Raw genomic sequence first — 14,269 nt, 5'->3', positions numbered from 1 at the left:
AACCTCGGCGCACTCACGGCGCGAGCGTGGCCGGGAGCGTCGCGTGGCCCCGCAGGATGCGGGTGGGTCGGCGAGTGGCGCCCGGCTCGAGCCGCAGGTCCGGGAACCGCTCGAAGATCGTGCGCAGGCCGACCTCGCCCTCCATGCGGGCCAGCGCCGCTCCGAGGCAGTAGTGCCGTCCCGAGGAGAACGACACGTGGTCGCCTGCGTTGGCACGGGTCACGTCGAAGCGCGCCGGGTCGGCGAAGACCTCGGGATCGCGGTTGGCACCGGCCAGCAGGGTGGTGATCATCGAGCCGCGCGGCACTCGCTCGCCGGCGATCTCGGTGTCACGCGCCGCCATGCGTCCGGTGAGGAGCACCGGCGGGTCGTGGCGCAGGGCCTCGTCGACGGCGTTCGGCCACACGGTGGGGTCCTCGCGCAGCACGGCGAGCTGGTCGGGGTGGTCGTGCAGCAGCCGGATCCCGTTCCCCAGCAGGTTCACCGTCGTCTCGAAGCCGGCCGCCAGCACCAGCCCTGCGGTGGACTTGAGCTCGGCGTCGCTCAGCACCTCCCCGTCGTCGTGCGCGGTCACCAGCTGGCTCAGCAGGTCGTCCCCGGGCTCTCGGCGCACCTTCTCGATGTGCTGCTCGAGCCAGCGGTCGAACTCGGTCAACGACGACTCGACCCGACGGAAGACCGACCACGACAGCCCGAGGTCGAGCGAGGGCGCCGCGCCGGTGCCGAAGCGCAGGACCCGGTGCTGGTCCTCCCTCGGCACACCGAGGATCTCGGCGATCACCGTGACCGGCAGCTGCGAGCAGTAGGCCTCGACCAGGTCCACGGGCCGGGTCGGGTCGAGGCCGTCGAGCAGCTCGTCGGCGATCTGCTGGGTGCGCTCCCGCAGACCCTGCACGGCCTTCACCGAGAAGACGCGGGTGACGAGCTTGCGGTACCGGGTGTGGTCCGGCGGCTCGGTGACCAGGAGCGACGGCGGGGTCAGCGGGCCGAGCGGCGCCGACCGGAAGGCCCAGCCACTGACCTTGGCCAGCGGTCCGCCCGGCCCGAAGTCGATGCCGGTCCGCATGTCGGGACTCGTCAGCACCTCCTTGACCACCGGCTGCGTGGCCGTGACGTAGGCGAACCTCGCACGGTGCAGCGGTCCCCCGGCGCGGATCTGGTCGAACAGTGCGAAGGTCTCGGCCTCGTCGGACGCCTCGATCAGACGACCGTGCAGGTCGCCCCGCTTGGACGAGCCACGGATGGCAGCCCGCGGCAGAGCGTGCCCGAGACCCCACCGCAGGGTGCTGGCCGCACGGGCCTCCGCCTGCGACCTGATCTGGTGCTGGATCGACATGCCGTCTCCTGTCGTGCCGTCAGCGTCGGATACCGCGAGTATCGCAAAGTCCCAGGCGCACGGCGATCTGCCGACCCACACGCCGCAGACTCAGGGGCGCCCCTGGTCCGCCTCGGACTCCCGAGCGGTCGTCGACGCGGCGTGGGCCCTGCTGAAGGTGAGGACGTACAGGCCGATCGCCATGAGGGCGAGGAGGGCGCCGAGCATCGCGGCGCCCGGCGACGTCGAGGGCACGCCGGCGTCCCGCAGGGCGGCAAGCCGCCACAGCCCCGCCCCGTAGGACAGGGCGAGCATCGCCCACAGGGTGGCGGTGAGGCGACGTGTGCGCCCGGCGGAGTCCGCGGGGACGCGATCGATCGGCGCGTCGACGGCAGGCGTGCCGCGTGCTCGCTGTCGGTGGCGCACCGGCATGAGGTCATGGACGGTCATGGAGACTCCTAGATATTTGTAGGTACAACTATCTCCATAGTACTTGTACCTACAACCATGCCGGTAGGGTCGGACCATGCCCTCCCGCGAAGCGTGGCTCTCCGAGTCGGAGGCCGACGCGTGGCTCGACCTCGTCGCCCTGACCGAGCTGCTCCCCGCCGCTCTCGACGCCCAGCTCACTCGCGACTCCGGGCTCACCTTCTTCGACTACTTCACGCTCGCCCAGCTGGCCGAGGCGCCCGGCCGCTCGTTGCGGATGTCCGACCTCGCCGCGCAGACGAACGCCACCGCGGCCCGCCTGTCGCGCGTGGTCGGCCGCCTCGAGAAGGACGGACTCGTCGAACGGGTCCGCGACGAGAGCGACGGACGCGCTCGACACGCCCGCCTCACCGCGGCCGGGGTCCGCGTGCTCGCCGAGGCGGCACCCGGTCATCTGCGCACGGTGCGACGCCTGTTCGCCGATGCCCTCGATCCCGACCAGATGGCCCGGCTCTCCGAGCTGTGCCGCCTGCTCCTCGTCTCGCTCGACCCTGACCGCGTGATGCTGGCGCAGACCCTGGCCGGACGGGCGGGGCGCGCCGGGCTGTCCGCACCGCCGCGCTGACCCTGCCGCACGAGGGCCAGGCCGACCGCGACGTGAGAAATGTAACTCTCGGTGACATTCTCGCGACAGAAGCACTCAGAGGGGTCCCGAGGCCCTAGTGTCAGCCCCGCGCCGAACGCTTCATCCCCTGGTAGCGGCCGGTGGCAGCGCCCCTGCTCTCGTACAAGGAGAGCAGGGGCGCCCACGGGCTCACGTGGGCGCGAGCCCGCTTCGAGGATACGGACGTCCAACTTCTCCGCTCGTCGGCGACGGCAGGAGCCCAGCGCTAGAGCTCGCGCACCACGTGGGTGATGCCGAGCTCCTCCATCCAGGCCAGGTCCTGGTCCGACGACACCCCGAGCGCGACGGCGTCGGCCTCGATCTTCGCGGCCAGCGTCGCGATCGACTCCACCAGCACCCGTCGGCTCGGGTCCTCGGAGAGGCCCTGGACGAGGGAGGCATCGATGCGGATGACGTCGGGCGAGAGCAGCAGGATGTGGCGCAGGTCGGCCGACCCGTCGCCGACGCGGTCGACCGCGACCCGGGCTCCGAGCAGACGGAGCGGCTGCAGCAGGTGGGTGAGCTCCTCGTAGTCGTCGATCTTCTCGTCGACGTCGAAGCGGAGCATGAGCCGCGAGGGCGGCATAGCCGAGATCAGGGCCTGGAACGCCGGATCGCGGAGCGCCTCGGCCGACAGCGAGGTGCTGACCACCGGGACGGTGGAGTCCTCCACCGCCGCAAGGGTCTGGGTCAGGACCGACAGCTCCAGCTCGACCCCTCGACCCAGCTCGCGGGCCTCGGCGAGCCGACGGCGGAACGGCACCCCGTCGCCGAACCGGGCGACCGCCTCGTGGCCGACGACCGCCCCGGTGGCGACCTCGACGACGGGCAGCAGGTCGATCGTCGTCCCGGCCTCGAGCGCCTCGTCGACCGTGGCGGCGAGGTCGCGCAGCCTGCCGTCGACCTCCTCCTCCACCTCGATCAGCCGCATGATGAGCACGGCCGTGGCTCGCAGGACCTCCGCCTGGGCGGGCGACAGGTCGGGGCGTGGCTTCCGCGAGAACGCGCAGAGCGTCCCGAACAGCTCCCCGCTGCGGCGCATCATCGGCACGCCCACGTAGGCGCCGATGCCCAGGTAGGAGGTGTGGAACGCATCGACGGTGAGCGGGTCACGCGACGTGTCGGGGACGACCTCCTCGAGCTTCCCGCTCGTGATCATCTCGCAGTACGTGCCCTCGTACGGCTCGTTGAAGCCGATCTCGATGGGCAGGTCGACGTCGGAGACGAGCGCCCGGAACGTGCGCCGGTCACCCTCGATCTCGCTGATGAAGGCGACGTTGAGACCCAGCTCGCGGCGCACCAGCTCGACCATGGACGTCGCCGCCGTCCGTGCATCCGATCGTGTCTCGCTCACACACCACGCCCATCCGTGCCCCGAACCGTGACGCCCATCATCGCAGGTGCGGACTCCACGAGGTCAACCGCGGACGAACCGCTCCACACGACCTGCTGCACCCGCACCACGGCGTCGCGGTCGAGCGGCCCGCGCACGTGGGGGAAGAGCACGTCGTCCCCCACGCCCGGCGGCGGCACCGGGACGGCCGCCTCGCGCACGACGGGAGCCCGCAGTCGGGACTCGTCCAGGTGGAGCACCAGCAGCGGACGCGGCGCATCGGAGTAGAACGCCGTGGCGACCGCCAGCGTGGTGGCCACGTCGGGCGAGCAGTGCACGAAGCCCTCGGCCTCCAGCGACGCCGGCGCGTAGGGGCGGTCGGGCTCGGCCGTCCAGTCGGAGGCGGGAACCAGGTGCAGGAGGCCGGTGGGAGCGGTGTCGTCGGCTGCGGTCACGAGGACATCGGACCATGACCATCGGTCACGAGGGAATGTCGGGCCGGTCCCGATGCTTGACGTGGGCATGAAGAACATCGGCTTCCTCTCCTTCGGGCACTGGTCGGACTCGCCGCACTCGGCCACGCGCAGCGCCTCCGACGTGCTCCACCAGTCGATCGAGCTGGCCGAGGCCGTGGAGGACCTGGGTGGCGACGGGGCCTACTACCGGGTGCACCACTTCGCCCAGCAGCTCGCGTCGCCCTTCCCTCTGCTGGCCGCCGTCGGCGCGCGGACGAGTCGGATCGAGATCGGCACCGGCGTCATCGACATGCGGTACGAGAACCCCCTGTACATGGCGGAGACCGCGGGGGCGGCCGACCTCATCAGCGACGGTCGGCTCCAGCTCGGCATCAGCCGCGGATCACCGGAGCAGGTGATCGACGGCTACCGCTACTTCGGCTACGTGCCGAGCGAGGGCCAGAGCGACGCCGACCTGGCACGCCAGCACACGCAGGTGCTCCTCCACGTGCTGGAGGGCGAGGGCTTCGCCGAGCCGAATCCGCGTCCGATGTTCCCCAACCCTCCCGGCCTCCTGCGCCCCGAGCCGCACTCCCCCGGCCTGCGCGACCGCATCTGGTGGGGCGCCGGCAGCCGAGCGACCGCCGAGTGGACCGCGCAGCAGGGCATGAACCTCATGAGCTCCACGCTCCTCACCGAGGACACCGGGGTGCCGTTCCACGAGCTGCAGGCCGAGCAGATCCAGCGGTTCCGCGACGCGTGGAAGGAGGCGGGGCACGACCGCGAGCCGCGCGTGTCGGTGAGCCGCAGCATCTTCGCCCTCGTCGACGACCGTGACCGTGCGTACTTCGGCGGCTCGGGCGGGGACGACCAGGTCGGCTACATCGACGGTGGCCGCGCACGATTCGGCAAGACCTACGCAGCCGAGCCGGACCAGCTCGTGGAGCAGCTGCGCGAGGACTCCGCCGTCGAGGCCGCCGACACCCTGCTGCTCACCGTGCCCAACCAGCTGGGCGTCGAGTACAACGCCCACGTGGTGGAGAGCATCCTGAAGCACGTCGCGCCCGAGCTCGGCTGGCGCTGAGCGAGCCTTCCGAGGCCGTCGCAGATCGGTGCCGACGAGCGACCTGCGGATCCTGAGAAGCACGTCCACCCGTCGCTACGCTTCCGCCGTGGACCTCTACCTGCCCGCCGAGGACCCGCTCGTCCCCGACGTCGAGGCGGCGCTCGACGTTCGCGCCACACGCCGACCGTTGATCTCGCCGTACCTGCGTCCATCGAGCCACGTGGCCCTGTGGCTGTGCGCGTGCGTCAGTGATGCAGCCGCGCCGACCTGGGTGATGTGGCTGGAGACTGTCGGCGTCGCCTGGAGCCGCGTGCCCACCGGCGTCGACGAACGAGCGCTCGTGGACGCGAGCCGATGGACCGGCGCTCACGTCGATCCGGCTGAGGTGCTCAGCTGGTTGGAGTCGCGGGCCGCTCTCCCCGACGACCAGGTCGAGATCTCGGTCGTCGAGCTCGTCGAGCAGGCGCTGCGTCCCTCCTGACCACTTCGTCGAACGCGCCGTGCGCACGAACGCAGAATCCTGCGTCACCACGGCCCCGTGCGCGCCGGACGGCGGAAGTGGGAGACTCGTGTCTCGATGAGCCCAGCCGACGAGAACGTGCCGCCCACCGAGCCCGACGTCCCCGAGCTGCCTGCGCCATGGGTCGCCCGCGTCCCGACCTACGGAGACGTGGAGGCCCTCGTCGCCCTGCGCCACCTCGACGAGCTCCAGGGCACGGGCGAGGCGCACGTCGACCCGGCGGGCATCGAGAACGAGGTCGCCGGACAGGCGTCGTGGACCCGACGCCAGCTCGTCGCCGTGGGTGACGACGACGTCCCGCGGGCCTGGATCACGGTGCACGACCGAGCGGCCGGGCGTGCGCTCGTGTGGGGCTACTTCGACCGCGACGTCGCCGAGGTCGACGAGATCGCCCGCCTCTTCTACGCCTGGGCCGAGGACGTCGCGACCCTCATGGCACGGATCCGCGGCATCACCGAGACCCGGCTCGACGAGAGTCCGTTCGGCGGCGACACCCGGCAGGCGGGCTGGCTGCGCGACGCGGGATACACCAAGCGCCGCACCTGGCTGCACATGGAGCGCCCGGTCACGCCGGAGGACGCCGAGCTCGAGCCGCGCGAGGGCGTGCTCGTGCGCACCGTCGAGAAGCACGAGAACGGGTTCCCGGTCGCCGCGGACCTGCAGACCGTGCACCACATGCTCGAGACGTCGTTCGAGGACCACTTCAACAACTACCGCGAGTCGTTCCCGGAGTTCGTCCAGCGCATGCGGGAGGAGCCTGGGCACCGCTGGGACCAGTGGTGGCTGGCCTACGTCACCGACGAGGACGGCGAGCAGGTTCCGGCCGGCACCGTGGTCTGCTCCGTGCTGCCCGGCAAGGACGGCGGACCCGAGGGCTCGTACGTCGAGTACATCGGCGTCAACCGGCACGCCCGGGGACGCGGCGTCGCCAAGTCGCTGCTCGCCGCCGTCATCAGCGACGCCGCCCGTCGCGGACGCAACCGGGTCGGCCTCGAGGTCGACGACGACTCCCCCACGTCGGCCGACCAGCTCTACCTGTCGCTCGGCTGGGAGACCGACTACGTGACCGACTCGTGGTTCAAGGACCTCACGCTGGAGTGACGCCCGAGGAGCGGATCGGCTTGCGTCCCGCCACGACGACCGTAGCGTCGACCTCGCAAGCACCAGCACCCGATGCAAGGGAGTCACCCATGCCCACACGCTCCGCACGCACCGCCTGGAACGGCGGATTCGAGGACGGTTCCGGCCAGGTCGAGCTCAGCAGCTCCGGCCTCGGGACGTTCGAGATGTCCTTCCCGAAGCGCTCTTCCGAGGACGGGGGCGGCGCGACCAACCCCGAGGAGCTCCTCGGCGCCGCGCACTCGGCCTGCTACACGATGCAGCTGACCGCACTGCTCGGCCAGAAGGGCGGCACCGTCCACTCCATCGAGACCAAGGCCGACGTCTCCCTCGGGAAGGACGACGCCGACGGCGGCTTCAAGATCACGAAGATCGCGCTCACCGTCCGCGGTGAGGTGGAGGGAGTCGACGAGGCCGGGTTCCTCGAGGCGGCCGAGGAGGCCAAGACCGGTTGCCCGCTCAGCAAGGCGCTCGCGTCGGTCGAGGAGATCACCCTCGACGCCGCACTGGAGTCCTGAGCCGCCAGGCAGCCCGCGCTAGGAGCGCACCGCGGTGGCGACGTCCTCGAACGACTCGGGGACGAAGCCACCGCGGGGCTGCTCACCTCGCACGATCTCCCCGTCGCCGGTCTCGGGCTCGCCCAGCACCCTCGACGGATCGACGATCCGCACCGGGTGCCCGTCCTCGTGGAGACGCCGGATGCCCTCCAGCACCATCCGTCGGGCGATGTCGTTGACGTGGTGGACCCGGTCCAGGTCGACGACCACGACGTTCGTTCCTCCCGGCTCCTGCTCGAACGACCGCAGCACCCGCTCCGCCTCCACGAATCGAAGGTCGCCGGCCACCTCCTGCACCGGGACGCCGCCCTCCACGTAGCGTCGCGCGACCGACCGCGCACCCTCGGCCGCATCCATGAGGTGCAGGCCCATGTCCTGGTTCAGCCGTCCGAACACCTTCACGCCGCGGGTGCTGTTCCCGTGGGCGTCGAGACGCGGCGAGAACACCGCGATGCCCAGCTGACCGGGGAGCACCCCGATGAGTCCGCCCGCGACGCCGCTCTTGGCCGGGATGCCGACGGTGGTGAGCCAGTCGCCTGCCGCGTCGTACATGCCACAGGTGGCCATGACGCTCAGGACCTGTCGGTTGACCGCCTGCTCGATGAGCTGCTCGCCGTCCGGCGAGCGCCCACCCGATGCCAGCACGGCGGCCATCCGGGCCAGGTCCTCGACCGTGACCGCGGCCGAGCACTGCCGGGTGTACCCACGCACCACGTCCTGCGGCTCACCCTCCAGGGTGCCGACCGTCCGCAGCATGTAGGCGATCGCCATGTTGCGGTCGGCCGTGGCGAGCTCGGACTCGAAGACCGCCTCGTCGACGTCGAGCCGGCGCCCGGCGAGGCTCGAGTAGAGGTCGAGGATGCGACCCGTGCGCTCCTCGTGACCGGCCCCCTCGACCAGGGAGTGCGCAGCGATCGCACCGGCGTTGATCATCGGGTTGCGTGGGTGTCCCGAGACCGGGTCGAGCGAGATCTCGTTGAACGCGTCGCCCGACGGCTCCACGTCGATGTGCCGCAGGACCTCGTCGAGACCACGGTCGGCGATCGCCAGGGCGTACGTGAAGGGCTTGGAGATCGACTGGATCGAGAAGGCGACGTCCGTGTCGCCACGGCTGTAGACCTTCCCGTCGGGCGTCGCGAAGGCCACGGCGAACCGGTCGGGGTCGGCGTTCGCGAGCTCGGGCACGTAGTCGGCCACCGCCCCACCGTCCTTGCCACACGAGTCGAGCAGCTGCGCCATGTACTCCTCGATGGGGGTCCGCATGCCCCGATGCTGCCATGCCTCGCAGCGGGTGCCGGAGCCCCGGTTCGGTCCGTGCGGCGCACCGGCACCGACCCCATGCCCTAGCGTCGTGACCACCACGGCAGCAGCCGCGACGCCATCGGGAGGAACCCATGCACGCACCGAAGACCACCGCCATCACGACCGCGCACGATGCGGACCGAACCTTCGGCGCGCTCGTCGAGACGGTCGAGTCCGGCTCCTACACCCTCACCACGCGCGACGACGCGTCGCGCACCATCGCGTTCACGAGCGGCAAGACCGCCTTCTCCTGGGGCCACGAGTACCTGGCCACCGTGACCCCGGCCGCCAGCGGCGCGAACCTCGAGGTCGTCGCCGGCGGCCTCGACGACAAGCCCAAGGCCCTCCTCGACGGCCGCAAGAACGTGAAGGCGGGGGCCAAGGTCGTCGAGGCCGTGAAGGCCGTGCTCGGCGACTGACGCGGGACGTCGGAGCGTCTTCGAGGGACAGTGGTGTCCGCGCCCGGTGTCACGATGGCCTCGTGCGCCAGTCCCTCGCTCCCTACCGCCTGCGGTCGCAACGACTCGTGGGACCCGGCCTGCCCGATCCCGTCGCGGTCGTGCGCCACCTCGGCGCCGTGCAGTCGCAGGAGCACACCACGGCGCCGTGGAGCATCGGGCGGCGGTGCGGCGCCACGCTGACCCAGGTGCTGGACGCCCTCGACGTCGGCCGGGTCGTGCGGATCCACGCCCTGCGCACGACCTGGCACCACGTGCACCTCGACGACCTCCCGCTCGTCGTGGCGGCCGCGGGCGACCGCGTGATGGCCCAGGTCGTCCCGCACGTCCGTCGTCAGGGTGTCGACGAGGCGACCCTCGTGGCCTCGAGCGAGGTGGTCTCCGCCGCGGTCCGGGACACGCCGGGGTGCACCCGCGACGTCATCGCCGACCGCCTCGCCGCCGCGGGTCTGCCCGCCCGGGGCGACGTCCTGGCCCACGTCGTGATGGCGGCGGAGCTGCGGGGGGAGATCGCGGGTCGGCGCGACCCCGGCACCCAGCACCGCTACCACCCCGTCGTCCTCACCCCGTCCCCCCTCGACGCCCAGGCAGCCCGGGCGTGGCTGGCCGCCACCTACGTGCGCGGACACGGGCCGGCCGGTGCCGCCGACCTCGCCTGGTGGTCCAGCCTCACGCTCACGCAGGCGCGGCGCGCCCTCGTCGACGCGGGCCTGCACGAGGTGCAGGTCGCGGGTCGCTCGCTGTGGACCGACGTCGATGCCGGCGCCCTCGAGTCCGAGCGCGTCGACGTCCCGCCGGTGCTGCTGCTCGCGAACTTCGACGAGCTGATCTCCCACGCGCGCGACGGCGACCTGCGGGCCGAGGTGGGTCCCCGCTACGACGACGTCCTGGGTGGGGTCGGGATCCTGGTCCTCGACGGTCGCCTCGCCGGGAGCTGGAACCGCTCGGTGAGCGCGGGTCGGCTCGAGGTCACGGTGCGGACCGACGCGTCGCTGTCGCCGCGACACCGCTCGGCCCTCGACGAGGAGGCGCAGGCCCTCGCCACCTTCCACGGGCTCGCCGAGGCCCGCGTCGCGGCGTCCTGAGCCTGCGCCGAGCACCGTCTCGAGGCTCGCGAAACGCTGCGCCGTCGACGTCGCCGTGGCACGGTGAGAGCACGGCTCCGCGGTGGTCGAACCGGGCGTTCGGCGTCGGACCCTCCGCGCTACCCTGGAGCCGCACCGTGTCCAGTGCGCAGGGAACCAACCGGAAGAGGCGATCGAGGCCGTGGCCGAGTCCTCACATGACCCGTCAACCCCCGATTTCGGGACGAACCAGTGGCTCGTCGAGGAGATGTTCGACCAGTACCGGGCCGACCCCTCCTCCGTCGACCAGACTTGGGTGACGTTCTTCGAGGAGGGCGACGGAGCAGCGCTGGCCGCGAGCAACGGCAGCGCCCCGTCGGCCAACGGCAGCACGGCCACGAAGTCTCCCGCCGCGAAGGCCGAGCCGGCCCCGAAGGCGCAGCCCGCCGCCGAGAAGCCCGAGCCGGCCCCCAAGGCGCAGCCCGCTGCCAAGAAGGCCGAGCCCGCCGCGGAGAAGCCTGAGCCCGCCAAGAGCGCCGAGCCGGCGAAGAAGGCACAGCCCGCCGCCAGGAAGGCCGAGCCGAAGGCTGCGGCGTCCGCGGCGCCCACCCCGTCCGGTCCGGGCGAGGTGCAGCGCGTCCCGCTCAAGGGTGCGCCCGCGCGCACCGCGGCCAACATGGACGCGAGCCTCGAGGTCCCTACCGCCACGAGCGTGCGGGCCGTCCCCGTCAAGCTGCTCTTCGACAACCGCGTCGTGATCAACAACCACCTGGCGCGTGCCCGCGGCGGCAAGGTCTCGTTCACCCACCTCATCGGCTACGCCGTGGTCAAGGCCATCGCGTCCATGCCGGAGATGAACACCGGCTACGACGTCGACGAGAAGGGCAAGCCGGTCCAGCTCAAGCCCGAGCACGTCAACTTCGGCCTGGCGATCGACACCAAGAACGCCAAGGGCGAGCGTCAGCTGCTCGTGCCGTCGATCAAGGCCGCGGAGACCATGACCTTCGCGCAGTTCTGGCAGGCCTACGAGGCCATGGTCAAGAAGGCGCGCGACGGCAAGCTCGAGGTCTCCGACTTCCTCGGCACCACCGTCAGCCTCACCAACCCCGGCGGCATCGGCACCAACCACTCCGTCCCCCGGCTCATGAAGGGCCAGGGCGTCATCGTCGGCGTCGGCTCCATGGACTACCCGCCGGAGTTCCAGGGCGCGTCCGAGCACACGATCGCCAACCTGGCCGTCAGCAAGATGATGACGCTCACGTCCACCTACGACCACCGCGTCATCCAGGGCGCGCAGTCCGGTGAGTTCCTGCGCCGTCTCCACCAGATGCTGCTGGGCGAGGAGGGCTTCTACGACGAGATCTTCCGCGCGCTGCGCATCCCGTACGAGCCCATCCGCTGGGCCCAGGACATCGCCGTCAGCCACGACGACGAGGTGCACCGCCAGGCGCGCGTGCTCGAGCTCATCCACGCGTTCCGCGTGCGCGGCCACCTCATGGCCGACACCAACCCGCTGGAGTACCGCCAGCGCAGCCACCCGGACCTCGACACCGCGTCGCACGGCCTCACGTTGTGGGACCTCGACCGCGAGTTCGCCACCGGCTCCTTCGCGAGCGGCAGCGGCAAGCGGTTCATGAAGCTGCGCGAGATCCTCGGCGTGCTGCGCGACTCCTACTGCCGCTCCATCGGCCTGGAGTACATGCACATCCAGGACCCAGGCGAGCGCCAGTGGCTCCAGGACCGCATCGAGGTCGGGCACACCAAGCCTCCGCGCGAGGAGCAGCTGCGCATCCTGCTCAAGCTCAACCAGGCCGAGGCCTTCGAGACGTTCCTGCAGACGAAGTTCGTCGGGCAGAAGCGCTTCAGCCTCGAGGGTGGCGAGACCACGATCCCGCTGCTCGACGAGATCTGCGAGGAGGCAGCCGGCGACGGCCTCGAGGAGGTCTGCATCGGCATGGCCCACCGCGGTCGCCTCAACGTCCTCGTGAACATCGCGGGCAAGAGCCCCGGCACCGTCTTCCGCGAGTTCGAGGGCAACATCGACCCGCGCACCGTGCAGGGCTCCGGCGACGTCAAGTACCACCTGGGCGTCGAGGGTGAGTTCCGCTCCGAGCACGGCGACACGATCAAGGTCTCCGTCGCGGCCAACCCGTCGCACCTCGAGGTCGTCGACCCCGTGCTGGAGGGCATCACGCGCGCCAAGCAGGACCGCCTGAACCGTGGCGCCGAGTTCCCGGTGCTGCCGGTGCTCGTGCACGGCGACGCCGCGTTCGCCGGCCAGGGCGTCGTGGCCGAGACGCTCAACCTCTCGCAGCTGCGCGGCTACCGCACCGGCGGCACGATCCACCTGATCGTCAACAACCAGGTCGGCTTCACCACCAGCCCGTCGTCGTCGCGGTCCTCCACGTACTGCACCGACGTCGCCCGCATGGTGCAGGCGCCGATCTTCCACGTCAACGGCGACGACCCGGAGGCGTGCATCCGCGTCGCCGACCTCGCCTACGAGTACCGCAAGACGTTCAACAAGGACGTCGTGATCGACCTCGTCTGCTACCGCCGTCGCGGTCACAACGAGGGCGACGACCCCTCGTTCACCCAGCCGCTGATGTACGACACGATCAACGCCAAGAAGTCGGTGCGCAAGCTCTACACCGAGGCGCTGGTCGGTCGTGGCGACATCACGATCGAGGAGGCCGAGGCGGCCCTGGCCGACTACCAGTCGCAGCTGGAGCGCAACTTCGCCGACGTCAAGGAGGCGTCCTCGGGCGAGCTGGAGTACACGCGGACCCCCGACTACCCCGAGAAGCCCGAGCAGGCGGGTGCGCTCGAGACCGCGATCACGCCGGAGACCATGAAGGCCATCTCGTCGGCCTACACGTCGGTCCCCGACGGCTTCACGGTGCACCCGAAGGTGCTGCCCCAGCTCCAGCGACGCGCGCAGTCCATCGAGACCGGCCCGATCGACTGGGGCACCGGCGAGATCCTCGCCATGGGCTCGCTGCTGCTCGACGGACGCCCCGTGCGCCTCGCCGGCCAGGACTCGCGCCGCGGCACCTTCTCGTCACGCTTCGCCACGATCATCGACCGCAACGACGCGAGCGAGTGGACCCCGCTGGCCCACGTCGGCGACGAGCAGGCGACGTTCTACATCTACGACTCGCTGCTCAGCGAGTACGCCGCGCTCGGCTTCGAGTACGGCTACTCGGTGGCCCGCCCCGAGGCGCTCACCATGTGGGAGGCGCAGTTCGGCGACTTCGTCAACGGCGCGCAGTCCGTCATCGACGAGTACATCTCCTCGGGCGAGACGAAGTGGGGCCAGAAGTCCGGTGTCGTGCTGCTGCTGCCGCACGGCTACGAGGGCCAGGGCCCCGACCACTCGTCGGCACGCATCGAGCGCTTCCTGCAGCTCGCCGCGAACGACGAGATGACGATCGCCCAGCCGTCCACGTCGGCGTCGTACTTCCACCTGCTGCGCCGTCACACGCTCGAGGGCCAGCACCGCCCGCTCATCGTGTTCACGCCCAAGCAGCTGCTGCGCCGCAAGTCCGCGGCCTCGCAGCCGGACGAGTTCACGTCGGGCCAGTGGCGCCCGGTCATCGGCGACGACGCGGTCGACGCCGAGAACGTCGACACCGTGCTGCTGTGCTCGGGCCGGATCTCGCACGACCTGTTCGAGGAGCGCGCCAAGCGCGAGGGCGACAACCCGACCACGGCGATCGTGCGGCTCGAGCAGCTGTACCCGCGTCCGGTGGAGCAGATCAAGTCCGAGCTCGCCCGGTTCAGCGGCCTCAAGGCCGTGCGCTGGGTGCAGGACGAGCCGGCCAACCAGGGCCCGTGGCCCGACGCGGCGCTGCACTACCCCGAGGCCGTCGCGTCCGGCTCGCTCACGGTCGTCTCGCGTCCGGCGTCGTCCACGACGGCGGTCGGCTCGAAGGCGCGGCACGACGTCGAGCAGCGCGAGCTCATGGACGCCGCGTTCGCCTGACC

The 14,269-nt window shown here is 71.2% G+C and carries 13 protein-coding genes; 8 read left to right on the top strand and 5 right to left on the bottom strand.

What is annotated here, in order from left to right:
- Positions 1-13: 13 nt before the first annotated feature.
- The gene (locus ASF35_RS10535) at positions 14-1,336 is read right to left on the bottom strand and encodes a cytochrome P450 (protein WP_055966892.1); all 1,323 of its coding nucleotides are present in this window, start codon (positions 1,334-1,336) and stop codon (positions 14-16) included.
- 90 nt (positions 1,337-1,426) lie between these two features.
- Positions 1,427-1,765, bottom strand: coding sequence for a hypothetical protein (locus ASF35_RS10530; protein ID WP_055966889.1), 339 nt, complete (start codon positions 1,763-1,765; stop codon positions 1,427-1,429).
- A 76-nt stretch (positions 1,766-1,841) separates the two neighbouring features.
- Between ASF35_RS10530 and ASF35_RS10525 the strand changes: the two genes are divergently transcribed.
- Complete coding sequence (locus tag ASF35_RS10525) at positions 1,842-2,369, top strand: MarR family winged helix-turn-helix transcriptional regulator (RefSeq protein WP_055966886.1); 528 nt, start codon at positions 1,842-1,844, stop codon at positions 2,367-2,369.
- A 265-nt stretch (positions 2,370-2,634) separates the two neighbouring features.
- On the opposite strand, the gene ASF35_RS10520 is transcribed toward ASF35_RS10525, so the two are convergent.
- Both ASF35_RS10520 and ASF35_RS10515 read right to left on the bottom strand, forming a co-directional pair.
- Entirely contained in the window at positions 2,635-3,762 is a 1,128-nt protein-coding gene (locus ASF35_RS10520; protein ID WP_255353920.1) for an EAL domain-containing protein, read from the bottom strand.
- Positions 3,759-4,196 carry a DUF952 domain-containing protein gene (locus ASF35_RS10515; protein WP_055966878.1) on the bottom strand — a complete coding sequence of 146 codons (438 nt, stop codon included), beginning with the start codon at positions 4,194-4,196 and terminating at the stop codon, positions 3,759-3,761. Before ASF35_RS10515 ends, ASF35_RS10520 begins: the two co-directional genes overlap by 4 nt.
- A gap of 67 nt (positions 4,197-4,263) precedes the next feature.
- Here ASF35_RS10515 and ASF35_RS10510 point away from each other — a divergent pair, with 67 nt between their 5' ends.
- The 4 genes from ASF35_RS10510 (at position 4,264) to ASF35_RS10495 (ending at position 7,419) form a co-directional block, all read left to right on the top strand.
- Positions 4,264-5,280, top strand: a complete 1,017-nt coding sequence (locus ASF35_RS10510) for an LLM class flavin-dependent oxidoreductase (protein ID WP_055966875.1) — start codon at positions 4,264-4,266, stop codon at positions 5,278-5,280.
- 88 nt (positions 5,281-5,368) lie between these two features.
- Positions 5,369-5,743: a hypothetical protein gene (locus ASF35_RS10505; protein ID WP_055966871.1), complete on the top strand. Its 375-nt coding sequence runs from the start codon at positions 5,369-5,371 to the stop codon at positions 5,741-5,743.
- A 96-nt stretch (positions 5,744-5,839) separates the two neighbouring features.
- Positions 5,840-6,883 carry an N-acetyltransferase gene (locus tag ASF35_RS10500; protein WP_055966869.1) on the top strand — a complete coding sequence of 348 codons (1,044 nt, stop codon included), beginning with the start codon at positions 5,840-5,842 and terminating at the stop codon, positions 6,881-6,883.
- Between the two features lie 89 nt (positions 6,884-6,972).
- A complete protein-coding gene (locus tag ASF35_RS10495) occupies positions 6,973-7,419 on the top strand; it encodes an OsmC family peroxiredoxin (RefSeq protein WP_055966866.1) in 447 nt (148 codons plus the stop codon).
- Positions 7,420-7,437: 18 nt separating this feature from the next.
- On the opposite strand, the gene ASF35_RS10490 is transcribed toward ASF35_RS10495, so the two are convergent.
- Complete coding sequence (locus ASF35_RS10490) at positions 7,438-8,721, bottom strand: glutaminase (protein ID WP_055966863.1); 1,284 nt, start codon at positions 8,719-8,721, stop codon at positions 7,438-7,440.
- A gap of 131 nt (positions 8,722-8,852) precedes the next feature.
- Between ASF35_RS10490 and ASF35_RS18235 the strand changes: the two genes are divergently transcribed.
- The 3 genes from ASF35_RS18235 (at position 8,853) to ASF35_RS10475 (ending at position 14,267) form a co-directional block, all read left to right on the top strand.
- Positions 8,853-9,179, top strand: a complete 327-nt coding sequence (locus ASF35_RS18235) for a hypothetical protein (protein WP_055966860.1) — start codon at positions 8,853-8,855, stop codon at positions 9,177-9,179.
- Between the two features lie 62 nt (positions 9,180-9,241).
- Complete coding sequence (locus ASF35_RS10480) at positions 9,242-10,303, top strand: winged helix DNA-binding domain-containing protein (protein WP_055966857.1); 1,062 nt, start codon at positions 9,242-9,244, stop codon at positions 10,301-10,303.
- 181 nt (positions 10,304-10,484) lie between these two features.
- The gene (locus ASF35_RS10475; protein ID WP_055966855.1) at positions 10,485-14,267 is read left to right on the top strand and encodes a multifunctional oxoglutarate decarboxylase/oxoglutarate dehydrogenase thiamine pyrophosphate-binding subunit/dihydrolipoyllysine-residue succinyltransferase subunit; all 3,783 of its coding nucleotides are present in this window, start codon (positions 10,485-10,487) and stop codon (positions 14,265-14,267) included.
- Positions 14,268-14,269: the final 2 nt, after the last annotated feature.

The sequence above is a fragment of the Aeromicrobium sp. Leaf291 genome (genome assembly GCF_001423365.1).
Taxonomy (GTDB): domain Bacteria; phylum Actinomycetota; class Actinomycetes; order Propionibacteriales; family Nocardioidaceae; genus Aeromicrobium.
This window is presented reverse-complemented; position numbering and strand designations above follow the sequence as displayed.

What these genes read in the sequence shown, in the direction of transcription:
- ASF35_RS10535 (WP_055966892.1), bottom strand. Translation starts at nt 1,336, where the DNA reads ATGTCGATCCAGCACCAGATCAGGTCGCAGGCGGAGGCCCGTGCGGCC.
- ASF35_RS10490 (WP_055966863.1), bottom strand. Translation starts at nt 8,721, where the DNA reads ATGCGGACCCCCATCGAGGAGTACATGGCGCAGCTGCTCGACTCGTGT.
- ASF35_RS18235 (WP_055966860.1), top strand. Translation starts at nt 8,853, where the DNA reads ATGCACGCACCGAAGACCACCGCCATCACGACCGCGCACGATGCGGAC.
- ASF35_RS10495 (WP_055966866.1), top strand. Translation starts at nt 6,973, where the DNA reads ATGCCCACACGCTCCGCACGCACCGCCTGGAACGGCGGATTCGAGGAC.
- ASF35_RS10510 (WP_055966875.1), top strand. Translation starts at nt 4,264, where the DNA reads ATGAAGAACATCGGCTTCCTCTCCTTCGGGCACTGGTCGGACTCGCCG.
- ASF35_RS10525 (WP_055966886.1), top strand. Translation starts at nt 1,842, where the DNA reads ATGCCCTCCCGCGAAGCGTGGCTCTCCGAGTCGGAGGCCGACGCGTGG.
- ASF35_RS10530 (WP_055966889.1), bottom strand. Translation starts at nt 1,765, where the DNA reads ATGACCGTCCATGACCTCATGCCGGTGCGCCACCGACAGCGAGCACGC.
- ASF35_RS10500 (WP_055966869.1), top strand. Translation starts at nt 5,840, where the DNA reads ATGAGCCCAGCCGACGAGAACGTGCCGCCCACCGAGCCCGACGTCCCC.